The 22,716-nt window shown below is 37.6% G+C and carries 22 protein-coding genes; 15 read left to right on the forward strand and 7 right to left on the reverse strand.

Annotated elements, in window-relative coordinates:
• Positions 1-7 precede the first annotated feature (7 nt).
• The 5 genes from MKY88_RS02625 to MKY88_RS02645 all read left to right on the forward strand — a co-directional run bounded on the left by MKY88_RS02625 (position 8) and on the right by MKY88_RS02645 (position 2,945).
• Positions 8-685: a uracil-DNA glycosylase gene (locus tag MKY88_RS02625; RefSeq protein WP_069479947.1), complete on the forward strand. Its 678-nt coding sequence runs from the start codon at positions 8-10 to the stop codon at positions 683-685.
• Positions 686-760: 75 nt separating this feature from the next.
• The gene (locus tag MKY88_RS02630; protein ID WP_069479948.1) at positions 761-940 is read left to right on the forward strand and encodes a uracil-DNA glycosylase; all 180 of its coding nucleotides are present in this window, start codon (positions 761-763) and stop codon (positions 938-940) included.
• Positions 937-1,206, forward strand: coding sequence for a YwdI family protein (locus MKY88_RS02635; protein ID WP_193830857.1), 270 nt, complete (start codon positions 937-939; stop codon positions 1,204-1,206). The genes MKY88_RS02630 and MKY88_RS02635 overlap by 4 nt, the downstream gene beginning before the upstream one ends.
• Before the next feature lie 27 nt (positions 1,207-1,233).
• A complete protein-coding gene (locus MKY88_RS02640) occupies positions 1,234-1,614 on the forward strand; it encodes a DUF423 domain-containing protein (protein ID WP_193830858.1) in 381 nt (126 codons plus the stop codon).
• Between the two features lie 155 nt (positions 1,615-1,769).
• Positions 1,770-2,945 (forward strand): amidohydrolase, encoded by a 1,176-nt coding sequence (locus tag MKY88_RS02645; RefSeq protein ID WP_340812960.1) that lies wholly within the window; start codon positions 1,770-1,772, stop codon positions 2,943-2,945.
• An 83-nt stretch (positions 2,946-3,028) separates the two neighbouring features.
• Here MKY88_RS02645 and gerQ read toward each other — a convergent pair whose 3' ends face one another.
• Positions 3,029-3,364 (reverse strand): spore coat protein GerQ, encoded by a 336-nt coding sequence (gerQ, locus tag MKY88_RS02650; protein WP_008176019.1) that lies wholly within the window; start codon positions 3,362-3,364, stop codon positions 3,029-3,031.
• 22 nt (positions 3,365-3,386) lie between these two features.
• On the reverse strand, positions 3,387-3,812 hold the full coding sequence (locus tag MKY88_RS02655) for a cell wall hydrolase (RefSeq protein WP_008176016.1): 426 nt from the start codon (positions 3,810-3,812) through the stop codon (positions 3,387-3,389).
• A 243-nt stretch (positions 3,813-4,055) separates the two neighbouring features.
• Between MKY88_RS02655 and MKY88_RS02660 the strand changes: the two genes are divergently transcribed.
• Together MKY88_RS02660 and MKY88_RS02665 are read left to right on the forward strand one after the other, a co-directional pair.
• Entirely contained in the window at positions 4,056-4,226 is a 171-nt protein-coding gene (locus MKY88_RS02660) for a hypothetical protein (protein ID WP_193830860.1), read from the forward strand.
• A gap of 160 nt (positions 4,227-4,386) precedes the next feature.
• Complete coding sequence (locus MKY88_RS02665) at positions 4,387-4,569, forward strand: hypothetical protein (RefSeq protein WP_069479952.1); 183 nt, start codon at positions 4,387-4,389, stop codon at positions 4,567-4,569.
• Positions 4,570-4,612: 43 nt separating this feature from the next.
• Here the strand turns inward: MKY88_RS02665 and hemQ are convergent, their stop codons facing one another.
• Complete coding sequence (hemQ, locus tag MKY88_RS02670; protein WP_193830861.1) at positions 4,613-5,362, reverse strand: hydrogen peroxide-dependent heme synthase; 750 nt, start codon at positions 5,360-5,362, stop codon at positions 4,613-4,615.
• Between the two features lie 155 nt (positions 5,363-5,517).
• Here hemQ and MKY88_RS02675 point away from each other — a divergent pair, with 155 nt between their 5' ends.
• Positions 5,518-6,354, forward strand: coding sequence for a lipoate--protein ligase family protein (locus tag MKY88_RS02675; RefSeq protein WP_258269907.1), 837 nt, complete (start codon positions 5,518-5,520; stop codon positions 6,352-6,354).
• Positions 6,355-6,392: 38 nt separating this feature from the next.
• Here MKY88_RS02675 and MKY88_RS02680 read toward each other — a convergent pair whose 3' ends face one another.
• Positions 6,393-7,043, reverse strand: coding sequence for an RsfA family transcriptional regulator (locus MKY88_RS02680; protein WP_025115432.1), 651 nt, complete (start codon positions 7,041-7,043; stop codon positions 6,393-6,395).
• Positions 7,044-7,279: 236 nt separating this feature from the next.
• Between MKY88_RS02680 and MKY88_RS02685 the strand changes: the two genes are divergently transcribed.
• The 3 genes from MKY88_RS02685 (at position 7,280) to MKY88_RS02695 (ending at position 14,658) form a co-directional block, all read left to right on the forward strand.
• Positions 7,280-7,507, forward strand: coding sequence for a DUF1450 domain-containing protein (locus tag MKY88_RS02685; protein ID WP_008179127.1), 228 nt, complete (start codon positions 7,280-7,282; stop codon positions 7,505-7,507).
• 192 nt (positions 7,508-7,699) lie between these two features.
• Complete coding sequence (locus MKY88_RS02690) at positions 7,700-9,007, forward strand: HD domain-containing protein (protein WP_340812961.1); 1,308 nt, start codon at positions 7,700-7,702, stop codon at positions 9,005-9,007.
• Positions 9,008-9,381: 374 nt separating this feature from the next.
• A complete protein-coding gene (locus MKY88_RS02695; protein ID WP_340812962.1) occupies positions 9,382-14,658 on the forward strand; it encodes a collagen binding domain-containing protein in 5,277 nt (1,758 codons plus the stop codon).
• A gap of 43 nt (positions 14,659-14,701) precedes the next feature.
• On the opposite strand, the gene MKY88_RS02700 is transcribed toward MKY88_RS02695, so the two are convergent.
• Both MKY88_RS02700 and MKY88_RS02705 read right to left on the reverse strand, forming a co-directional pair.
• Positions 14,702-15,364: a class A sortase gene (locus tag MKY88_RS02700; protein WP_069479957.1), complete on the reverse strand. Its 663-nt coding sequence runs from the start codon at positions 15,362-15,364 to the stop codon at positions 14,702-14,704.
• A gap of 89 nt (positions 15,365-15,453) precedes the next feature.
• Positions 15,454-15,639, reverse strand: a complete 186-nt coding sequence (locus MKY88_RS02705) for a 2-hydroxymuconate tautomerase (RefSeq protein ID WP_012292709.1) — start codon at positions 15,637-15,639, stop codon at positions 15,454-15,456.
• Between the two features lie 145 nt (positions 15,640-15,784).
• Here MKY88_RS02705 and MKY88_RS02710 point away from each other — a divergent pair, with 145 nt between their 5' ends.
• Positions 15,785-16,303, forward strand: coding sequence for a YwhD family protein (locus tag MKY88_RS02710; RefSeq protein WP_193830864.1), 519 nt, complete (start codon positions 15,785-15,787; stop codon positions 16,301-16,303).
• Between the two features lie 358 nt (positions 16,304-16,661).
• Here the strand turns inward: MKY88_RS02710 and MKY88_RS02715 are convergent, their stop codons facing one another.
• Positions 16,662-18,716: a transglycosylase domain-containing protein gene (locus MKY88_RS02715; protein ID WP_069479959.1), complete on the reverse strand. Its 2,055-nt coding sequence runs from the start codon at positions 18,714-18,716 to the stop codon at positions 16,662-16,664.
• Between the two features lie 320 nt (positions 18,717-19,036).
• On the opposite strand from MKY88_RS02715, the gene speB reads away from it, so the two are divergent.
• From speB to argS, 3 genes are all read left to right on the forward strand, one after another.
• Positions 19,037-19,909 (forward strand): agmatinase, encoded by an 873-nt coding sequence (gene speB, locus MKY88_RS02720; protein ID WP_036122947.1) that lies wholly within the window; start codon positions 19,037-19,039, stop codon positions 19,907-19,909.
• 524 nt (positions 19,910-20,433) lie between these two features.
• Positions 20,434-20,865 carry a DUF1934 domain-containing protein gene (locus MKY88_RS02725; protein ID WP_340812963.1) on the forward strand — a complete coding sequence of 144 codons (432 nt, stop codon included), beginning with the start codon at positions 20,434-20,436 and terminating at the stop codon, positions 20,863-20,865.
• Positions 20,865-22,532 carry an arginine--tRNA ligase gene (gene argS, locus MKY88_RS02730; RefSeq protein ID WP_193830866.1) on the forward strand — a complete coding sequence of 556 codons (1,668 nt, stop codon included), beginning with the start codon at positions 20,865-20,867 and terminating at the stop codon, positions 22,530-22,532. The genes MKY88_RS02725 and argS overlap by 1 nt, the downstream gene beginning before the upstream one ends.
• Positions 22,533-22,716 lie beyond the last annotated feature (184 nt).

The raw sequence follows: 22,716 nt of genomic DNA on the forward strand, positions 1-22,716 counted from the left end.
AAGGACGATGAAACAAGTATTCCCGAATGATTGGCAAGAAATACTTGCAGCAGAGTTAGAAAAACCATACTATCACACGTTACGTCAATTTATTGCTAATGAATATTCAATGCAAACTATTTATCCTCCTATGCAGGATGTGATGAATGCATTTTATACAACAGCTTATCAAAATGTGAAGGTCATTATTTTAGGACAGGACCCATATCATGGCCCTAACCAAGCACACGGCTTAAGCTTTTCTGTCAAGCCAGGTATTCCACATCCACCAAGCTTACGAAATATGCTACAAGAGCTAAAAGATGATCTCGGCTGTCCTATTCCCAAAGATGGGACTTTGACGAAGTGGGCAGAACAAGGTGTTATGCTTTTGAATACAGTTCTTACAGTGCGAGCTGGACAGGCGAATTCCCATAAAGATCAAGGTTGGGAGCAGTTCACTGATGCGGTTATCGATAAGCTAGCTAAAAGAGAGGAACCACTTATTTTTGTACTGTGGGGTAAGCCTGCGCAACGAAAAAAACAGTTGATACGTAAACATGACACGCCACATGTCATATTAGAAGCACCACATCCTAGCCCATTAAGTGCTTATCGAGGATTCTTTGGGAGTAAACCTTATTCAAAGATTAATCAACAATTAGTAGAATGGGGTAAACAACCAATAGATTGGTGTTTAGCATAGATTGGCACAAATCGTTTACTTTATACACTACATAAATCGTGATACAGTTAGGATATACGAAAGAGAGGGACAACGATGAAGGCGAATTGTTTTCAATGTCAATTTTTTAAAGTAACCTGGGACCCTCAAAATCCACGTGCCTGTGTCGCATATGGCTTTAAAACAAAGCAGATTCCATCCGTTGTCGTGAAACAATCCTCAGGTACGGAATGTTTAAAATTTGTATCAAAAGTAGAAAGTAGGAGAATGCAATGATTCCTTATCAAGCCGTTATACAACAACTTGAAAAACAATTATCTGGTGCAAAAAATGCAGGGAATGATCAGCAGATCCGCGAAGCTCTTTCAGCAATTCGAGCATTATGTGATGTGGTGTTAGATTCTCCTAGTAATACGCCATCTATCACACCACCTTCTAAGCATTTACCACAAATGCTTGTATCAGAGATGAAGCCATCTAGTTTATCTACATCCAAAATTGAAGAAGATGGAGCAAATGGTGATTCAATTTTTGATTTTTAAACAATATTAAAGGTAGGGTAACGAGCAATGAAAAAATTTATCGTGACAGGGGCTCTTCACGGCCTATTAGCAGTAGCTTTTGGTGCATTTGGTGCACATGCTTTAAAGGAAATTTTAGATGATTATAGTCGAGGTATTTGGGAGACGGCTGTTCAGTATCAAATGTTCCATGCTACTGGTTTGTTGGTAATCGGACTATTAATGAGTTCCAAATTATTTGGTGAAGTAAAGCAATTAAATTTGGCAGGAATTTTCTTTAATCTTGGGATTATCTTCTTTTCTGGTAGCTTATACGTATTAGCAATTAGTGGTATTAAAGTATTGGGCGCGATTACACCAATTGGTGGTGTACTATTTTTAATTGGATGGATACTTATTATTTTATCGGCTTTAAAACATGCTCGTTAATTTTATATTAGGACTCTCTTACATGATTTGTAGGAGAGTTTTTTCTTTATTTTGTAAGATTACGATTTAAATCCTATTCTTTTTGTAAGAATTTATAGTACACTACTACTATTACTTGCAATATTTCGAAAATACAAAAAGAGAGGTTGTGTAGGATGGAAAAGCTATTTACATTAATAGATGAGAATTATGAAGAGATGGTAGGGATTCGTCGTCACTTGCACGAATATCCTGAATTATCCTTTGAAGAAGTGGAGACACCAGCCTATATAGCTGCCTATCATAAAGAATTGGGTCATGAGGTTCGTGAAGGGGTAGGTGGAAGAGGTGTAGTTGCCGTTCTACGCGGTGCAAAGCCAGGAAAAACAGTGGCGTTAAGGGCTGATTTTGATGCATTAGCGATTCAGGAGGAAAATGATATACCTTATAAATCCAAGGTAGCTGGTAAAATGCATGCTTGTGGCCATGATGGTCATACAGCAACATTACTAGGATTAGCTAAGGCACTCAATAAAATGAAATCTGAAATTACAGGAAATATTATATTTATTCATCAGCACGCTGAAGAGGTGGCACCAGGTGGGGCCAAGCCGATGATAGAAGATGGGTGTTTAGATGGTGTAGATGTTATTTTTGGTACGCATCTCTGGGCTCCTACTCCGATAGGGGAAATTTTAGTGAGAGATGGCGCTATTATGGCAGCTGCCGACAAAGTAGAAATTGCCATTCAAGGGAAGGGTGGACATGGTGCAGAACCTCATCACTCCATTGATGCAGTTACCCTTGCATCGCAGTTTGTAATCAACGCACAACAACTTATCTCGCGACGTATTGATCCATTAAAGTCAGCTGTTTTAACAATTGGTCACTTCGAGGCGATTAATCCGTTTAATGTTATTGCTGATCGTGTTAAATTGGCAGGAACCATTCGCACCTTTGAGGAAAGTGTGCGCACACAGATGGAGCAGGAGCTAGAAGCCGTTCTAAACGCCACTTGTCTAGCCTTTGGAGCAAGCTATGAATACCGTTATACAAGAGGTTATCCACCTGTTTATAACCATCAAAAGGAAACGGAATTTGTGGCACAGTTAGCGTCAACTGTCCCAGGTGTAGAGCAAGTGAAAACTTGTCCACCATTTATGGTTGGAGAGGATTTTGCGTATTATTTAGAAAAAGTACCTGGTACATTCTTCTTCACAGGTGCGAAAAGTCCAGAATGGGAAACGGCTTATCCACATCATCACGCTCGCTTTAATTTTGATGAACGTGCAATGCTAATAGCTGCTAAAACTTTAGGAAAAGCTACATTGGAATATTTAAAAGAATATTAATCTAGCGCAAGTTAAAAATCCGCATACTCTCATCGACTGTTGTCAGTGAGAGTATTGCGGATTTTTAAGATACAATATAGCGATTATGGATTTTGATTAAAATAAGCCATTTCTTCATCATATTCAGCAAAATCGAAGTAAATCATTGGGAATAAGAAGCGGTGATTGGATTTGAGTTCACGAATGATAACATGATCTCGCCCAGCAGCCTCTACCACACCACGCACAGTTTTTGTGTTTTTTCCTTGTTCCACTGCATGCTCAAAAGAAAAATGGAAGGTAGCTGGTTTTCCGCGATTCAACCGTAAAATATTTTCTATATAGGACTCTTCACGACCTGGTGGTCGTCCGGTCGGGATTGTGACTGGAGGAGGAGTCATTTGTTGTTGCGTTGTTGGTGTCCAATAATAAGGCATCATCAATAATCAACCTACTTTCTTTTTAAATTTGCGGACAATCTTCTTCAGTTGGCGAGAAGAAGCAATGAGATTTGTATCTGCCTGTATTCCATTGGCCATACCATTGCGCAGGACAATCGCCCGCGGGCATGAAAAACCACAAGGATCGGTTAGCTGGATGAAATCTTTCGCCTTGAATCACCCTTTTGGCTAAACGGATATCTTGATCACGTGCTCGTTGATAAAAATAACTTTTTTGAGTTGCTTCAAAGCCACCTGGACGCTGATAAACCATCTGTTCAATTGTTCGAATATCACCAAAATCTAAACAATCACCCCTTACACGATTAACGCCAACATTCCCAACCATCAGCATGCCTAACTCACCTTCGCCTTCTGCCTCGGCACGCATAAGCCTTGCTAGCAGGGCTGTCTGGGCATCATTCGTCTTAATAACAGCGATTTTCATACCTCCTCGCTGTCAGTATATGCATGATGGTATTGTAGACATGTTCAATTTTGTGAAGAAAGAAATTCACACAACAAAGGTACTACGCATATAGTAGTAATAACGACAAGTCCGTAAAAAATAATCTAAAAGTCATTCATATTAGATAATTTTTATGAAAAATTGGGTAAATAGAAAAAAGATATAGGGAAATAGGAGATCAGTAAATTGCATGTGTAGGCCATACATGTGAGGTGATTACTTATGGAAATAGGGGTATGGTTTGGGATATTACTAAGTGCGGTGCTGGCCTTTTTACTAGGGGATTATTATGGACAGCCGCTCCATTGGTATCTATTTATTTTAATTATAGTGATTGGTTTTTTTATTCAAACGATCATTTTAATTTTACAAGTAAAGGATGAAAGCTCTTAAGGAAATATGAAAAAAATAAATTCAATGATTAAGGAAGTGTCATCGCAGAGGGATGGCACTTTCTTATTTTTATAGATAATTTTGCTTAGTCAGTATAGTAACGATATTCCGAGACATACTAAGGTTGAATTTATTTTTGCTTTCATGAAGGAGCGTTACAATGCGTATTTTTAGTATGTTTGTAGCAATAATTATTAGTGCCTTTATGGCAGTCGGGATAGCAGAATACTATCATCAGCCGTATAATTGGTATTTGGTCTTTCTGATGATTCTTACCGGGTTCTTTATTCATACAATCATCTTAATATTTGAATCCGAGCATGCGGAAGAAAACGAAATTTAAAATGCGAGTCCTCACTAGGGACTCGCATTTTTAAATGTAAGTATTAAACTGTTAAGAATGTCACTAATTTATCGTTATCAAGTAGGTTTCCGACGAAGAATGCACCAAACTCACCATAGCGAGCAGATACTTCATCAAAGCGCATTTCATACACTAACTTTTTGAATTGTAAAACGTCATCAGCAAATAATGTTACGCCCCATTCATGATCATCAAAGCCAACAGAGCCTGTAATAATTTGCTTTACTTTACCAGCATAACCGCGACCAATCATACCATGAGAACGCATTAATGATTTGCGTTCATCCATTGATAGCATGTACCAGTTATCATTCCCTTGACGGCGTTTATCCATAGGGTAGAAGCACACATATTTAGAACGAGGAAGCTCAGGGTATAGACGTGCACGTACATGTGGGTTTTGGTATGGATCTTCATTTGATTCACCAGCTAAATAGTTTGAAAGCTCAACAACAGATACATAAGAATATGTAGGAATTGTAAAATCAGCAATGGCTAATTTATTAAATTCTGCTTCAAGCTCTTGTAGCTCATCCATCGTTTCACGCAATGTCATAATCATAAAGTCAGCCTTTTGACCAACGATTGCATAGAAGGCATGAGCACCTGTTTTAGCGATATCTGCTTCATTTAATTTCCCTAAATAAGCAAGAAATTCTTCTACTGCTGCTTGACGTTCTTCAGCAGAAACGAGCTTCCATGAAGCCCAATCAATCGAGCGAAAATCATGTAAAGCGTACCATCCATCTAACGTAATTGCTGCTTCATTCATTATTGAAAACACTCCTTTATAAGTGAATACTATTCAAAATTAGTTTATCATAGTTTGTGCAAAATCCCTAAGTTCATGAATGGTTTTCACGAATTTGACACCAACTATAGATGATGTATTCTAAAGAGAAGAGATGGAATTAGAGGAGTACCAATATGAAAAGTATTTTACAGCAGCCAATTTGGCGTTATTATGATCAATCAATTAGCGCAAAGCAACGATCTCCGTTAGAATCCTTTGCAACTGATGATACGTTGTGCCAATTAGTTGGACAATTAGTATCACCACCAACTGTCCGTACATGGGTTCACGGGGCATCGGTTGTGCTTGGCATCCAAGATCATCGTTTACCTTATGTACAACAGGGAATGGATTTACTAGAGTCAAGAGGTTATCAACCTATCGTTCGAAATTCGGGTGGGTTAGCTGTTGTCCTTGATGAAGGGGTTCTAAACATTTCCATTATATTATCTGAACAAATGGATTCATTAAGCATAAATGATGGCTATGATGTGATGGTCGACCTCGTTAAAGGTTTGTTTCCAGAGGTGGCTGAGAAGATTGAAGCCTATGAAATAGTAGGCTCATATTGCCCAGGCTCGTATGATCTAAGTATTGAAGGAAAAAAATTTGCAGGAATTTCACAAAGACGTTTACGCCAAGGTGTAGCTGTACAAATCTATTTATGTATTGAAGGTAGCGGCTCGCAGCGTGCTGCACTCATTCGTGATTTTTACGAAGAAAGCTTACAGCAGGAGGAGACGAAATTTACTTATCCGCAAATCATTCCTGAAGTCATGGCATCATTATCGGAGCTTGTCGATCCACATTTAACTGTAGAGGCAGTTGTTATTCGTCTACAGCAATTACTTCATCACCTAGGTGGGGAAGTACATCCAGAATCTTTTCATGACGAAGAATTAACATTATACGGTTTCTATTTAAAGCGTGTTTTTGACCGAAATGCCAAAATGCTAGAACGACATGAATAGAGACTAATATTAACAAACATTAAAAAAAGGCGATGCTGCTAATTAAGCGCATCGCCATTTTCAGGCTGGAAATTAGAACTACTTACTACGAGATTTCCGTTTTTCTCCATTTTAAAAACAGGTGCAACACGTTCTTCCTCTTCATCTAATGTCACAAGTCGTCTAGCACGATTCATAATTTGAACGAATTGTTCATAATCTTTTCGGATTGCTCGGTTTTCTTCTTCTAGCTTTGTAATTGTTTTCTCTAGTTTTTTATTTTTCTCTGACGTTACATGAACAAGCTGTCTCCATTTTGAAGATTCATTGCCTACTTCACCAGAATGCTGTAAACGTAGTAAATAAGCTATAACAATATCAAGAGAAAGAGCAGATAGCGGAATTGATTTTCCTTCTGCAGCACTACTATTTACTGTAAACATACTAGAAGTGCGACGTCTTGCAGGAGCTCCTAACACTCGCATTCTTTCTTTTCTTTCTTTTTTAGCTTCTGCTAATTGTTCTTCATATTCTTTACGAACAACAGCATTCCAACGGAAACCACAGGCTGCAGCTGTACGATTTAACGCATCACCAGCTTCTTCAAAGGCGTTTAGCTGTGTGCTACCCTCCGTTACGTGACGAATTACTGCCTCTGCTAACAATTCATCATTTTCTTCTAACCAAGCATCTTGTCTTATTTTACTCATATTAAAAACCTCCACCTTTTTTGGAACTTGTTATTTAAGATTAGCATGACCAATCTTTTAACCTTTTATTCATCCATGTGAAAGGAATTATGCTTGAATAGAAGGGGAAAAGTACGATACAATACCCGTTGTAGGTTTGTACGTATGCTGCATACTTAAATATGTGAAGGTCATACGTTCCATAGAGCGAGCGATTTTTGTTTGAAAAATACTATATAGAAAGGGTTGTTGACAAAATGGCAAACGAATTTAAAGTTTGCGATGAATGTCAGGCCGTTAACTTAAAAACGTTAATTCCAAAATTAAAGGAAATCGATCCTGATGCAACCATCGAAATTGGCTGTCATTCTTATTGTGGTCCAGGACGCAAAAAAACATTTACCTTTGTAAATAGCCGCCCTGTTGCTGCATTAACCGAAGAAGAACTAATGGAAAAGGTTTTAACAAAATTAAAGAATAAGTAAAACAAAAAGCTGTCTCTACTTGTTGGGGAAAGCTTTTTGTTCATTTATTTATATTAGACCAATAGAAATTTAGAATAATTGTGAATATGATTGAAAAAGGTTGTTAGTATCTATAGAAAAAAGTGAATAAGTATGCTAGTCCTAGATTTATCGCATATAATAGAACTATAACAAAATGGGGGTGCTATACAAATGACATATGCAAACGCTAAATTACAAGAAGAAAAGGTATTTAAAGACCCTGTTCACCGTTATGTGCATGTTCGAGACCAAGTGATATGGGATTTAGTAGGTACAAGAGAATTTCAGCGTTTACGTAGAATTCGTCAGCTTGGTACCACATTTTTAGTCTTTCATGGAGCGGAACACAGCCGCTTTAGTCATTCACTTGGTGTATATGAAATTGTACGCCGTATAGTGGATGATATCTTTGTTGGCCGTCCAGATTGGGATGAGGGTGAACGACTATTAGTGCTATGTGCGGCGCTCCTACACGATTTAGGACATGGGCCATTCTCACATGCATTTGAAAATGTCTTTGAACTGGATCATGAATTCTATACGAGAGAAATTTTATTGGGTGATACGGAAGTGAATGCTGTGTTGAAAAAAGTGGCAGCTGATTTTCCTGAAAAGGTATCTCAAGTAATCGAAAAGACATATCCAAACAAACAAGTCATTAGCTTAATTTCAAGCCAAATTGATGCGGATCGTATGGATTACCTACAACGTGATGCTTATTTTACTGGCGTTAGTTATGGTCACTTTGATATGGAACGGATTTTAAGAGTAATGCGTCCTCGAAAAAACCAAGTGGTCATAAAAGCAACTGGTATGCATGCAGTAGAAGATTATATTATGAGTCGCTATCAAATGTACTTACAAATTTACTTCCATCCTGTGTCACGTAGTGCAGAGGTTATTTTAAATAAAATTTTAAAAAGAGTAAAACAGTTGAGCTTGGAAGGCTATACATTTAAGCATGAACCTACACACTTCCTAGCATTTTTCCGTAACGCAATTATACTCGAGGATTACCTTGCCTTAGATGAGAGTATTCTTTTTACATATTTTCAACTTTGGATGCAAGAGGAAGATACTATTCTAAGTGATTTAAGTCGTCGCTTTGTTAATCGTAAGCTATTCCAATACATTGATTTAGATCCTGGAGTAGAGCTTGATAAATATCAAAAACTACAGGAACTTTTCAAAGAGGCAGACTTGAACCCCGATTACTATCTTGTTCATGATACAACGGCAGATCTGCCCTATGATTTTTACAGACCTGGTGAAGAAGAAGTACGCGTGCCGATTTTCCTAGAAATGAAAAATGGTGAGCTACGCGAGCTTTCGCGTGAATCAATTATTGTTGATTCCATTTCAGGACGGATGAAGCGTGACCATAAAATATATTTCCCTTTAGATTTTTTAGAAGATGATTCTACGCATTCAACCATTAAACAGAGAATATTAACTTTGTTGAGAAGAGACGGAAAATAAAATATGAAATAGAAAGCAGTAAACACGTTCAAAAGAGCGATGTTTACTGCTTTTTTTGTATGTTTAGATAATTGTTTAGAATCTGTTCAGTATATATAGTTATAATGTATCAAAAACATAGAAAGGTGGTGATTGCATTCATTTTAGGCATCCTAAAAGTAATACTTTTAAAATGGGAAAAGGGAAAGGTTATAATTTGTTAATTCCTATGTCCTATGTTAGGATACAATTTGGCTTTTATTCACAAGAATGACAAGTTAATTTTAGGAAAGAGAGAGCGCCTATTGTATGTAGCATGCTTTTTCTAAAAATGGAAAGGGCGCTTCATAGCAAACAGAAAAGGTATCTCTCTATACTTAGAAAAGGAGAGAAGTATGAAGAAATTTAACCTAGCGATTATTATATTGCTACTTGTATTTCAAACAGTACTTTCACCAATTTCGGTGTTTGCAACAGAGAGCGAACCAATAGCATCAAGTGAGGGAAATGATGTTGATACAAGTTCTACAGATGAGACGACAGTAACTTCACCAGTTACATTAGAAAATGAGGAGACTGATAACAGTGAGCCGCCCCATATACCACCAACTACAACAGAAGAGGAAGCTACTAGAGATAACAGTGGTGAAGAACTTCCAAAAGATGGTGTAGAAGAGGGAGTGGATATTCCAGCTGAGGATGCAACAAATGCAGACGATCAAACTCCTCCAATGGTAAAACCATTAAATGAAACTCCAACGGATTTAACAGAATTAGCAAGATTAGATGTATTTGAATTAAAGATTAATGGTGACGCTGTCGTACCCCCAGAATTTACTACTGAACTAGCACAAAACCAACAGGCTCAAGGGAAATTTATATTTAAAGTTGATTTCCCAGATGATGTAAAGGCGGGCGATTTTTTTACTTATGCATTACCTGCTTCGTTAATTGATTTTAATAGTGCATTCAATGGTGAAAGAGGTGCAACTACCGATTCTCCAGCCTTTGAGTGGAATACCGTAGGGAATTTAGTAACAGTTACAATTACTGAGGATCCATCAGCGGACATTGCTGGCTCTATTGATGTTGGTTTTGAAATGAACTTCACATCAGGCTTTAATCTTGCTGGTAATAATTTAGAGCAGGAGTTAGTCATTCCAACAACAGGTAAGGGAACAGATAGTGTTAAGCTTACATTCCTTCCATCTACAAGTGGTGACAAGATGGTATCGAAACAATCTAAAGGTGTAACAATCAATAGTGGTGAGCGAACGATTGATTGGGAAGTATGGATGAATCGAGCGGGTAAAAATCTAACTAATGCAACAGTACATGATACACCAGGTGCAGGGCATGAAATTGTACCAAATTCAGTTACAGTTGAAACTTACGAGGTCGGGTTACATGGTGTAGCATCGACAGCTACTCAAGCTCCGCAAACGAATATTAATTTTGAGGATATTGCCCTTAATGGGAGATATGCTTATAAAATCACGTATCAAACAGTAGTGAACTTACCAATTAATGAGCAGGAAGGTCAAAAAACTTTTACAAACTCTATTACATTAATTGACCCCAATTTTGGAGATTCGGATAGTAAAACAGCATCTACTACGTACGGAAAGGCGTTAGAAAAAAGTAAGGATAGCTCAAAAAACAGTAATAACTATGTATCTTCATGGGAAGTTCGCTATAACTATAATCAAGCAGCTATTGAACAATCTGATGCTTGGATAGAAGATACATTGTCCGATGGTCATGTCATTGATCACGATACTATTAAAGTATATGAAATGACAGTGGATGATACGGGCAATGCAACAGGAGCTGGTACCTTAATCAATGCTACTAACTATACAGTCGATCCTGTAACAAAAGGCTTTAAATTAACATTTAATAATGATATTGCAAATGCATATCGTATCACCTATGATGCAAAGTTGACAGATGATTTTTATAGTGATTCTACTATAACAACGATGACAAACAAAGTTACTAGTGGTACTGTATCGCAAGCAAAAACAGACACACATACTTTAAAAGAGGACATTTTAACAAAGTCACGAACAGTAGATACAGATAAAAAAGAAATTACTTGGACGATTACTATAAAAGCAGATAATAAGTCTAATGATGGAACAGACATACAGGGATTAACAATTTCAGATACATTTACAGAAGGGTCTTATAATGCTCTACATAAATTAGTGGATGCAAATAACGACGGTCAAATAGATGTAGCTGATATTACTGTATCGAATATGGTAGATCAGACAATTGTTTTGGATGACAATGGCTTTACATTAACAGGTGGTACAGTGGCAAAGGGACAAACAGCGGTTATTACCTATAAAACAGCTTACGAAATTTTGCCAGATGGTTCGATCTATGAACAGGGCTATGGGAATACGGCTATAGCAAATTGGACAACTGATAAACTATATTCTATTACAAAGTCGGCTCACTACCGACCGGACAGTAACTCAGTTCATAATGGACGTAAACAAGGTGCATATGATTATATCGAACAAGTTTTCAATTGGGATATTAAGATTAACATTAATAAACAAACTATTAATAATGCTGTATTAGAGGATACAATTGGCGAAGGTCATGAAATCATACCAGGGACATTCTCGATAAAAGAATTTACATTAACAACGCCAAATAATGATGAAATTGGTACTGAAGGCGCCAATTTAGATCCTAGCTTATATACATTGGTTGTAGCTCCAAATAATAAAAGCTTTACAGTTACTTTTGCAAATGATTTGGGAGCAGCGAACAATAAAGTTTATATCATAAAATATCAAACAAAGGACTCTGACAATATCATTGGTATAGAGTCTGATACTAAAGATGATAAAACAAAAGCGTATACCAATACAGCCACCTTTACGACCAATGTAGGTGGAAGTTCTAAAACTTACAATTTACCTGCAACTTCTGTTACACCAGGGTACGTGAACCAGCTTATTACAAAAGGGGCGCCAAGTAGTAATTCATCTACAGAACAGTTAACTTGGACATTGAATATCAATCGTTCACTTTCTTCTTTAGGTGCTACTAAAGTAAGTGATGTACCATCAGAAAATCAACTATTGTTAAAAGATACAATTAAAGTAAAGAAATATAATGTGAGTGCAAGTACAGGAACGTCAGTCCCTAGTGGTATTTGGTTAGATCCAACTGCTTTAGGATTTACTGTAACATTCCCAGCAACAGGTGGCTTTGAAATTGACTTTGGCCAATTAAATAAAGAAGGCTATCAAGTTCAATATCGAACGTTAGTGCTTGGACAGGGAGGAGATCCTTATAGTAACAATGCTAAAATTGACTTTAGTTTTGAAACTGCCAACAATCAAGAAAAGGAAGATTCATATAACGGTAAATTCAGCTTCAGTGCATCTGATGCAGATTTCTCGTTAACTAAAGGGAATTTAAAATTTAATAAGGTTGGCTTAAATTCTTTAACAGGGGTTAAACAACCATTATCAGGCGTAGAGTTTGAATTAGTCAAAATGGTCAAAACAACGCCTTATATAGTTAAGACAGCAACATCTGATAAAGATGGTAATGTACTATTCGAAAATATTAACTATGCGAACTATATAGTTAAAGAAAAAAACGCACCACAAGGCTATATCCTCATGGATGACTATGCAATTAAATTAGATGCCAAGTCTGATACGAAGATAACTGAAAATGCTAAAAAAATTATTGAGCTAGTCAATAACGAGCAGATCGATACAGCAAATGTCTGCCCTGCATTTACATTAACAGTAAAAGATATTGACGGGCATGCATTAGAGAATGAAAGTATTAAATTAGTGAATAGCAATGGTGTAACCATCGATGTAGGAAGTACCGATAACTTAGGGCAAATTACAACGATTAAGCGTCCAGGGACAAATGGCCCAGGAACTACAGTTCAAGCTGGTACTTACACAGTGAAGGATGCACAGGATAACGAATTAGGTACGGTTATTGTGAAGTATGGTCAAAATGAATGTCATGGTGAAATCCAGCCGATCAATTCATGTCCGTTATTTACAATTAATGTGAAGGATAAAAATAATAATCCACGTCCTCACGTAACTGTTAAGCTAAAGGATACAACTAATATTGTTATTACTACAACAACAACTGACAGTAATGGGCAGTTTACGATTGGTAAAACAACACCAGCCGGTAAATATAAATTGTATGAAGGTACACAATATTTAGGTGAGGTTAATGTTACGTATCAAAATGGCAACTGTCAGGATGAAGTCATTCAAGCTCCAAAATGTGAAAAATTTGAGCTAATAATCAAAAATGCAGATGGAGAAGCAGTAGTTGATCATACGGACGTTATTATTAAAGATGTGAATAGTAAAACAATAGCTTCCTTACAAACAAAAGACGGTAAAGTAGAATTAAAAGATTTAGAGCCAGGTGTTTATAGTGTATTTGATAAAGATGGCAATAAAATTGGGGAATTCTCCAGCAATATTAATTGTCAAGCAGAAGTTCAACAAACACCAGCCTGCGAGCGCTTTACAGTAGAGTTAAAGGACGAAAATAATGTCCTAGTTAAGGCGGGGAAAGACGCTGTTATTAAAGATAAACAAGGTAACGTTATTTCAACAGTGATAGAAGCTGATGGAAGTATGACATTTGTTTCTAAAGATGTAGCCGCAGGTAAGTATGATGTTTATGACAATAAAGTTTATTTAGGAGAAATTGTAGTTTCTTATAAACAAATATGTAAGGTAGACTTATCAATTGTCCCTGCGTGTCCAAACTTCACATTAACTATTAACAATATGTATGGTCAGCCTCGTGAAGGTGTCAAAGTAACATTTACAGATGAAGCTGGTGTTGTAATAGAAGAGAATGGTTCAACAGAATTTACAACAAATAATATAGGTCAAATTACTATAAGTAATTCATTAATTAGGCCGGGTAAATATATTGTTAAAGAAAATGGTGCAACACTCCTTGGGACAGTCATGGTAGGTAATACTTGTGAGGCTAAAATTCAGCCTACACCACCTGTAACAAATCCTACAACTGATCCGGATAATCCAACATCAGAGCCAGGGCAGCCGGTTGATCCAAACAAACCAAATCCAGATCCCGAGAAGCCGGTTGATCCAAATAAGCCAAAGCCAGATCCAGAGAAACCAGTTGATCCAAATAAGCCGAATCCAGATCCCGAGAAGCCGGTTGATCCAAACAAACCAAATCCGGATCCGGGGAAACCAGTTGGTCCAAATAAACCAAATCCAGATCCAGAGAAACCAGTTGATCCAAACAAACCAGAACCAGGTACAAACAAACCTACAACTCCTGGCAATGGTGGCACATCAGCACAAAATGTTATTGATCAAGGGAAACAATTACCACCGTATAATCCATCCAACGTAACTAAAGATACGTTAGATGCTTATAAAGATTTCCTGAATAAATATAGTAAGCTATCAAAAGATGAGCAGACTGAGGTGGCTCAAGCTATTGATATTAATAAAATCAAGGCGGATGCAGAGCGCTTAGAAGCACAGCTGAGAGCACAAGGTAAATTACCACAAACAGATGGAGCCAATCAAACAGCTCTTGTATTTGTTGGTTTACTTCTTGTAGCTGGGTCAATATGGTTCATACGTCGCCGTACAACAGAGATATAATCAAAAAAGCGCCATCTTTTAGTGATGGCGCTTTTTGTGTGATTTAAAAGGTTCCTTTGGCATTTTCTAAAGAATAGCTTTGCACAAAATCTGCTTGTAAGGCCAGTCGTTTGGAGCCCTTTTCTGCGCAAGTAATTAAGGTTAACGTCGTCTGATTCGGGATATCATCCACAATGTAAACATCTGTTGCTGCAATAATTTTTTTAGTTGCTAATTTATACTCGTACACATTACTCATGTCTGTGACATAAATAATATCGCCAATTTGTGCTTGATAGAGGGGACTGAATAAAATATCTTTCTCTTCAAAATAATGACCTGCCAAAGCATAGTTTCCTTGACCGAGCTGCTGATTAGGCTTCATCGTACCCGCTCCAATAGCAAGAACAGCATTGCCTACTCCCTTTAAAATAGGAAGCTGCATATGGACACTAGGCACGGCAATACTGCCGATAACTGGCATTTTGCTAGCCTTTATTTGCGCTTGGAGTACTTCGGCGATGGACAGTGATTGCACGGCTTCGAACTCAAAATCCGCATCTAGTTGGTTGTTCTTTTTTATATCGTCAGTGCTGTACTCTATTGCGTTGAATTGGTCACTCATACGTGCAATCAACGCGTTTTGAATAGGTGTGATAAATATTAGTAACAAGCCGATGATAAGCACACATAGAAGTAAGGCAAGTTTAAGTTTATTCTTTTTCATTAATCTTTAATCACATCCTAGCAATAATAACGAAATACTGAAATGTTTAAAAATGGGTAGAGCGTTAGGCGGCTCTACCCAAGTTCAATTTATTTATCACTTAAACGAACGCCTGCAACGCCGTAATGGTTTTTAGACATTTCTTCAATAAAAACTGTTACATTTTCTGCAGGTGCATTCACTGTGCGAGAAACGGCTTCTGTTACTTCCTTTACAAGGGCACGTTTTTGTTCCTCTGTACGACCTTCAAGCATTTTAACTGTTACGTATGGCATAATATTGCCTCCTTTATAGAATAATGTTGTATAGTTAGTTTATAAGAAAGTAGTATAAACTTCTTACTTGCGTTGAGGCATACGTGCCATGATGATTGTGGCTATATGCTTCCTTTTATAATAGCAGAATGGAGGATATTTAAGTATGACAAATGAAGAAAAACCAAAACAAAAAATGGGCTTTACTATTATAAAAAATGATCCAACTGATGGACATAAGGGGTTTGGGATTGGTTCGCTTTCGTTAGAAAATGTATCGCCAGTCATTATAAATGTGGAAGAGGGAACAGCATCTGTTGAGATTGGTGCTATGCATGCACGTAGCGATGTGGAACGCGGAATTAAATTTACAACGGACCGTGCTGATTCTGAGGGTGGAAAGCCATATTGGCTAGTATGGGTGACAATCGATCATAAAGAAGATGGACCTTACTATGCGGGTATAACAGCTTGTGAAATGATAGTGAACCGTGAAAAACGCCGTGGCTATAAAATTTTGGCTGATCATGTGAATAAAATGGATAAATCCATGAAGCGTCATATTATCGTAGAGCATATGGATACACCGTCTAAAAAAGTGTTAGCTACTTTCCTAGAACAACTTAATCCAGACCTGTGGGAGCGAAGTAGTGAGCAATTGCGTCAAGACTTATTTGTCGAATAGCCCTTTAATGATTGAACAAACTGTGACATTTTGCAATCGTTTTCGATATTAGGTTGAAAGTGGGTTTGAAACAAAGTAAACTTGAGGCAGAGCTTACATTTTAGTAAGCTAGGACACTTGGTTTCGCGAAAGTGATGAGCGCTATGCGGCATTTGAACAACCCAAACCCAAGCCAAATGCCCCATGATGCTCATACTTCGCAAACCATAAAAAGAAAAGCTTTCTGTTCCCACGGACACGTCTCCGGGGAAGAGAAAGCTTTTCTTATTTTTCGTATATTTGTTACTTTGTCGAGAGCCTTCATAACTTAAAACGTATTAGGTTTAAAAAGGTTTCCGGATGATTGTTTGTTTATTTTTTAGTCTTTAAATATGGAGAACGGTAGCATATTCCAAAATTCTCCCCATGTATTACTGTCAAGAATGTCGAAGTTTGTACATTTCTCTGTTGGTACATCCTTAGATTCCATATATACAAGACGTTGTTTTGGGCATGCGTCAGTCGCTAATTTACCTGTTTCGATATCGATAACAACACCTTCAACAGCTTTTGGCTTTTTGAAATCTTCATTTTTTGTCCCTTTATGAACAGTCTCCATAAAGTCTATCCATATTTGCTTTGTCGCTGCAGTATCTTCTTTTGTCGTTAGGTTTTTCCCTTGGTCATAGCCGTTCCAGACACCAGCAGTTAGACTTGGTGTAAAACCGATAAGCCACTGGTCACTATTGGTAGACCCTGATTTTGCTGCATAAGTATGGGTCATGCGTGAGCGAATGCTTATTCCTGTTGCAGGTGAGTAATCGCTGAATACTGGGTCAAAAATACCTGTCATCATTTCTGTTAAGATAAATGCATTCTCTTTGGAAATAGCTGTCTCCGTTTTTTTCGTAACACCTTTGTTTTCATAAATGACGTCTCCATTAGCATTTTTTATGGATACAATTGCGGTCGGAGTTGTTTGCTGCCCTTGTGATGCTAAAACGTTGTAGGCATTTGTCATTTCATATAGCGTAGTTTCAATCGTGCCAAGTGCAATTGATAAATTATCCTTTGCGCCAATGCCTACATTAAAACGGTTTGCCATATCGTGAAATTCCTTGAAGCCAATGTCTTCTAAAGTCTTTACAGCATAAATATTATCTGAGATAGCAATAGCTTGCGCCATAGTCATATCGTGATCAGCAAACTGCCCATTCACATTTTTAGGTGCATACGTTCCTCGTCCATTATCATAGGTAAAAGTTGTTTCACCTACATCTAAAAAAGTAAGCGGAGTGTACCCATTTTCTAAAGCCGCCGCATATAAAATAGGCTTGATGGTAGACCCTGGCTGACGTTTTGCCTGTGTCACACGGTTAAATGAACTTACTGCATAGTCACGACCACCTACTAATGCTGTTACAGCACCTGTTTTAGATTCCATACTAACAAAGGCTGTTTGAAGATCATCAGCAGGCATGTTTTTGGCCACTGCTTCTTCGGCTGCTTTTTGATGTTCAAGATTCAAGGTCGTTTGAATCGTCCAGCCACCCTCACTAATATCCAGATTTTTTGATTTTAAAATTTCACTCGCTTCTTGCCAAGCAACATCTAGGAAATAAGGGGCAACAGATTTGGTTGCTACCCAACTGTCATTTTTCAAAACAAGTTGTTCATTTTCTGCACGTGTTTTTTCTTCTTGTGAAATAGCTCCTTGATCTGCCATAAGCTTTAAAATAACATGTTGGCGGTTTGTAGCCTTGTCCAAATTAGCAATTGGCGAATATATACTTGGACCTTTTGGTACTCCGGTTAACATGGCTGCCTCTGCGAGCGTTAAATCACGAGCAGACTTGCCAAAGTAAAATCGACTGGCCGCTTCCACCCCGTACATGCCATGACCGTAATAAACCGTATTTAAATAACCTTCTAATATTTCGTCCTTATCATAAAAAACTTCTAATCTATAAGCATACAGAGCTTCATTTAATTTACGTGTCCAAGATTTCTCATGAGAAAGATAAAGGTTACGCGCATACTGCTGGGTAATTGTACTAGCTCCTTGTACCTTTCCTCCGGCTTTAATATCCACTAAAATTGCACCAGCAATACGTGAATAGTCAAAGCCACCGTGTTTATAAAAATCTTTATCTTCAACAGCTACTACCGCTTCTTTTAAAAAAGGTGACATCTCATCGAGACCAACCCAATAACGTCTTTGATTTGTAAAGTGGTCTCCAATTTGGTTCTCATTTTCATCTAAGAAAATAGAGGCTTTTGGTACGGTTAAAGGCGGTGCACCAGCCACTTGAACATAGATGCGAAGTGCTACAAATGCTACGACAATTGCAGTTGCAAAGGCGACAAAATAAGTAAGTGATTTCCGTGTGCGCTTTACACGCTTTTGCTTTCGATGATAGCTTTTTCGTTTCATCCGACTTTCACCTCGTTTTCTCACAACTTCGAACTTAACGTTAGTATGTGTTCGAACATTCATCTTTAATCGAAATTCTACCTAAAAACTATTGCACTTTATTCAAAAACATCTATACTTTTTTTGTACTACTTGAAACGCTGGCATTCGACAAGAAAATCATACTTTGTAGATTTTAATCGAAATTTGCTAGACGTTCCAATAATGTATACGAGGATAAAAGGATACAGGTTTCATTACAATCCTGTAAGCCATAATAGACGGACTTTAAGATAAGTTGTTTTTCAAAATAATATTTTATTTATAACGGAGGTCTAGCAATGAGATTTGATGAGGCGTATTCAGGAAATGTATTTATAAAAAGTCATCCTACATATGAGGATGCTCAGGCAGTTATTTATGGTATGCCGATGGATTGGACAGTTAGTTACCGTCCAGGTTCACGATTCGGCCCACAACGTATCCGTGAGGTATCAATCGGTCTTGAAGAGTACAGCCCATATTTAGATCGTGAGCTTGAGGAAGTAAAGTATTTTGATGCAGGTGATATTCCACTACCATTTGGAAATGCACAACGTTCATTAGATGAAATTGAAAAATTTATTGAAAAATTACTAGCTGATGGCAAAATCCCTGTTGGTATGGGAGGAGAACATTTAGTGTCTTGGCCTGTCATGAAAGCAGTATCTGCTAAATATGATGACCTAGCTATCATTCACTTTGATGCTCACACAGATTTACGAGTAGAATATGAGGGAGAGCCACTTTCACACTCGACACCAATTCGTAAAATTGCCGAACATATAGGACCTAAAAATGTTTATTCATTTGGTATTCGTTCAGGAATGAAAGAGGAATTTGAATGGGCGAAGGAAAACGGTATGCATATTTCTAAATTTGAAGTACTAGAGCCGTTAAAGGAAGTTCTTCCAACGCTGGAGGGGCGTAATGTTTACGTAACGATCGATATCGACGTGTTAGATCCAGCTCATGCACCGGGAACTGGTACAGTTGATTGCGGTGGTATTACTGCGAAAGAATTATTAGCTTCCATTCATGCCATTGCAGCAAGCGGCGTAAATGTTGTAGGCTTTGATCTAGTGGAAGTAGCACCCATTTATGACACATCTGAAATGACAGCTAACACAGCTTCTAAGTTATTGCGTGAAATGATTTTAGGCTGGGTAAAATAATTTAAACATGATTAGATGGGGGTAGCTTTGGCTAGCCCTATTTTTAATTAGTCGTTTTAAAAAAGTAAAGGTATTATTTGACTCAATATTCCCAATACAAATATAATTTTTTGGAAAATTTCCTTTGGATGAATTTGGGCACAGTGGATATCGGGATTTCAATAATCGCTTGTGTTATCTACTTCATGCAAAGTTGGCTCTCGTTAGATAAAAATCAACCAATAAATATGAAGATTATGATGTTCATTAATCCTATCATGATCCTTATTTTTAGTTTGTTTAATCCAGCGATTATTCCAATATATTGGACCATAAGTGCTTTATTATTAACAGTTCAGTAATTAATAATTAAAAAATGGTATAGATAACTTGCAAAAATCCTCTCTTCATTAGAAGGGAGGGTTTTTTTATTGCTCAATTATCCGTAGTAGTTGCGCTCTAGTTGACTTCTATCTTGAAAAAACAATGGTATTCATCCTATAATAAAAAGGTTATAGTAAAAGACTAAAAAGGGAGCGTCCGTTATGGCGAACGAAGTAAGATCGCAAGTAAACATAAAGCTCATTTCTACGATTCGCCCAAGTGAGGGTGAATCCGAAAGTTATGAAATGCGGCTCAAAGGGCAGCTACTTGAAAAAGCAGGAAGCTTGTATTTGAAATATGATGAGGTGCAGGAGGATAGAACCATCCGCACGACTATGAAGTTAGGCCATGAGAAGGCGCTTATTATGCGTGCTGGAGCTGTCAGTATGCGTTTACCACTGAACATAATTGAACAGCAAAAAGGGCATTATGAAGGTGAGTTTGGCTCCATGCCACTCGTTATCGACACGAAGAAAATGTCGTTTACGAACAGGGTAGTAAGCGGAGATTTCCATGTACAGTACGATTTACTAATGGGTGGGCAATCTGTTGGCAATTATACATTAGATATTACATTTACGGAGGTACAATGATGAACGCAGTAGAACAAGTACAACAGGCTATAAAAGCAGCGTTGGCTCAAGCCGTGAAAAAAGCAGGCTTAGTGGAAGCTGATACAGAATTAACAATTCACCTGGAAACACCAAAAGATAAAGCAAATGGTGACTATGCAACAAACATTGCTATGCAATTAACAAAGTTAGCGAAGAAGCCACCTCGTGCAATTGCGGAAGCTATTTTAGAAAATCTGGATACTGCTGAAACAGATATTGAAAAAATTGATATTGCAGGTCCTGGTTTCATGAATATCACAGTGCGTAAAGATTTCCTAACAGGGGTAGTTACACAGGTTCTTGAGCAAGGCGCAGACTATGGTCGTTCAAATGCAGGCGCAGGGGAGAAGATTCAAATAGAGTTTGTTTCGGCTAACCCTACAGGAGATCTCCATTTAGGACATGCGCGTGGTGCATCTGTTGGAGATTCATTGTGTAATGTATTAGATATGGCAGGCTACAGTGTCTCTCGTGAGTACTATATTAATGATGCAGGGAACCAAATTAATAACCTTGCTTACTCATTAGAAGCACGTTATAAGCAGGCATTAGGATTGGATGCTGAAATGCCAGAAGATGGCTACCACGGCCCAGATATTATTGAAATTGCTGGCAAGCTAGCAAAAGAGCATGGTGATGCAATCCTAAATAAATCAGATGAAGAACGTTTTACATTCTTCCGTCAGCATGGTTTAGCGTTAGAATTAGATAAATTAAAAACAGACCTAGCAAACTTCCGTGTAAACTTTGATGTTTGGTATTCTGAAACGTCTCTATATGAAAACGGAAAAATTGAAGTGGCATTAGATAAATTAAAAGCAAATGGTCACGTGTTTGAAGAGGATGGCGCTACTTGGTTCCGCTCAACAACTTTTGGTGATGATAAAGACCGTGTATTAATTAAAAACGATGGTTCGTTCACATATTTAACGCCAGATATCGCTTATCATGAGGATAAAATTGTCCGTGGCTTTGATAAATTAATCAATATTTGGGGAGCGGACCACCACGGCTATATTCCACGTATGAAAGCAGCCATTCAAGCATTAGGCTATGATCGTGATACATTAGAAGTAGAAGTAATTCAAATGGTTCAGCTTTATAAAAACGGTGAAAAATTTAAAATGTCTAAACGTACAGGCAATGCAGTAACAATGCGCGAGCTTGTGGAAGAGGTTGGTTTAGATGCAGTTCGCTACTTCTTCGTAAAAACAGCAGGCGATTCTCATATGGACTTTGACCTTGACCTTGCCGTATCGCAATCTAATGAAAACCCAGTGTATTATGCACAATATGCACATGCACGTATTTCATCAATTTTACGTTCTGCCAATGAACAAGGTTTTGCTGCTACAAGTGAAAACCTAAACCTGTTAACAGCTGAAAAAGAAATTGATTTATTGAAAAAAATAGGCGATTTCCCACAAGTGGTAGCTGATGCGGCAAAACATCGTACACCACACCGTATCGCAAATTATATTCAAGAAACAGCGGCTGCTTTCCATAGTTTCTATAATGCAGAAAAAGTATTAGATGCTTCAAACAAAGAGCTAACAGAAGCTCGCTTAGCATTAATTACTGCTGTTCGTACAACAATTGCTAATGCGCTTCGTTTAATCGGCGTGTCAGCACCAGAAAAAATGTAATAGTCCATCTTAGCCCCTAACAGGAAAAGTGTTAGGGGCTTTTTTTATTGATAGAAAGCAGGTTAACACATTAAATAATTGGTAGTTAATGATACGAGAGTAATGGCTAATCATTAAAATTTTCTGCTTTGGACTATATTTTTCTGTTTATTTCGAAAATTTTGTTGAAGTTTACGTTAACGTC

Source organism: Lysinibacillus sp. FSL R7-0073, from assembly GCF_038009065.1.
Taxonomy (GTDB): domain Bacteria; phylum Bacillota; class Bacilli; order Bacillales_A; family Planococcaceae; genus Lysinibacillus; species Lysinibacillus fusiformis.

Bases quoted from the DNA above. Each gene is read 5' to 3' on its own strand.
- MKY88_RS02625 (WP_069479947.1), top strand. From the start codon at position 8: ATGAAACAAGTATTCCCGAATGATTGGCAAGAAATACTTGCAGCAGAG.
- MKY88_RS02630 (WP_069479948.1), top strand. From the start codon at position 761: ATGAAGGCGAATTGTTTTCAATGTCAATTTTTTAAAGTAACCTGGGAC.
- MKY88_RS02635 (WP_193830857.1), top strand. From the start codon at position 937: ATGATTCCTTATCAAGCCGTTATACAACAACTTGAAAAACAATTATCT.
- MKY88_RS02640 (WP_193830858.1), top strand. From the start codon at position 1,234: ATGAAAAAATTTATCGTGACAGGGGCTCTTCACGGCCTATTAGCAGTA.
- MKY88_RS02645 (WP_340812960.1), top strand. From the start codon at position 1,770: ATGGAAAAGCTATTTACATTAATAGATGAGAATTATGAAGAGATGGTA.
- gerQ (WP_008176019.1), bottom strand. From the start codon at position 3,364: ATGATGCCTTATTATTGGACACCAACAACGCAACAACAAATGACTCCT.
- MKY88_RS02655 (WP_008176016.1), bottom strand. From the start codon at position 3,812: ATGAAAATCGCTGTTATTAAGACGAATGATGCCCAGACAGCCCTGCTA.
- MKY88_RS02660 (WP_193830860.1), top strand. From the start codon at position 4,056: ATGGAAATAGGGGTATGGTTTGGGATATTACTAAGTGCGGTGCTGGCC.
- MKY88_RS02665 (WP_069479952.1), top strand. From the start codon at position 4,387: ATGCGTATTTTTAGTATGTTTGTAGCAATAATTATTAGTGCCTTTATG.
- hemQ (WP_193830861.1), bottom strand. From the start codon at position 5,362: ATGAATGAAGCAGCAATTACGTTAGATGGATGGTACGCTTTACATGAT.
- MKY88_RS02675 (WP_258269907.1), top strand. From the start codon at position 5,518: ATGAAAAGTATTTTACAGCAGCCAATTTGGCGTTATTATGATCAATCA.
- MKY88_RS02680 (WP_025115432.1), bottom strand. From the start codon at position 7,043: ATGAGTAAAATAAGACAAGATGCTTGGTTAGAAGAAAATGATGAATTG.
- MKY88_RS02685 (WP_008179127.1), top strand. From the start codon at position 7,280: ATGGCAAACGAATTTAAAGTTTGCGATGAATGTCAGGCCGTTAACTTA.
- MKY88_RS02690 (WP_340812961.1), top strand. From the start codon at position 7,700: ATGACATATGCAAACGCTAAATTACAAGAAGAAAAGGTATTTAAAGAC.
- MKY88_RS02695 (WP_340812962.1), top strand. From the start codon at position 9,382: ATGAAGAAATTTAACCTAGCGATTATTATATTGCTACTTGTATTTCAA.
- MKY88_RS02700 (WP_069479957.1), bottom strand. From the start codon at position 15,364: ATGAAAAAGAATAAACTTAAACTTGCCTTACTTCTATGTGTGCTTATC.
- MKY88_RS02705 (WP_012292709.1), bottom strand. From the start codon at position 15,639: ATGCCATACGTAACAGTTAAAATGCTTGAAGGTCGTACAGAGGAACAA.
- MKY88_RS02710 (WP_193830864.1), top strand. From the start codon at position 15,785: ATGACAAATGAAGAAAAACCAAAACAAAAAATGGGCTTTACTATTATA.
- MKY88_RS02715 (WP_069479959.1), bottom strand. From the start codon at position 18,716: ATGAAACGAAAAAGCTATCATCGAAAGCAAAAGCGTGTAAAGCGCACA.
- speB (WP_036122947.1), top strand. From the start codon at position 19,037: ATGAGATTTGATGAGGCGTATTCAGGAAATGTATTTATAAAAAGTCAT.
- MKY88_RS02725 (WP_340812963.1), top strand. From the start codon at position 20,434: ATGGCGAACGAAGTAAGATCGCAAGTAAACATAAAGCTCATTTCTACG.
- argS (WP_193830866.1), top strand. From the start codon at position 20,865: ATGAACGCAGTAGAACAAGTACAACAGGCTATAAAAGCAGCGTTGGCT.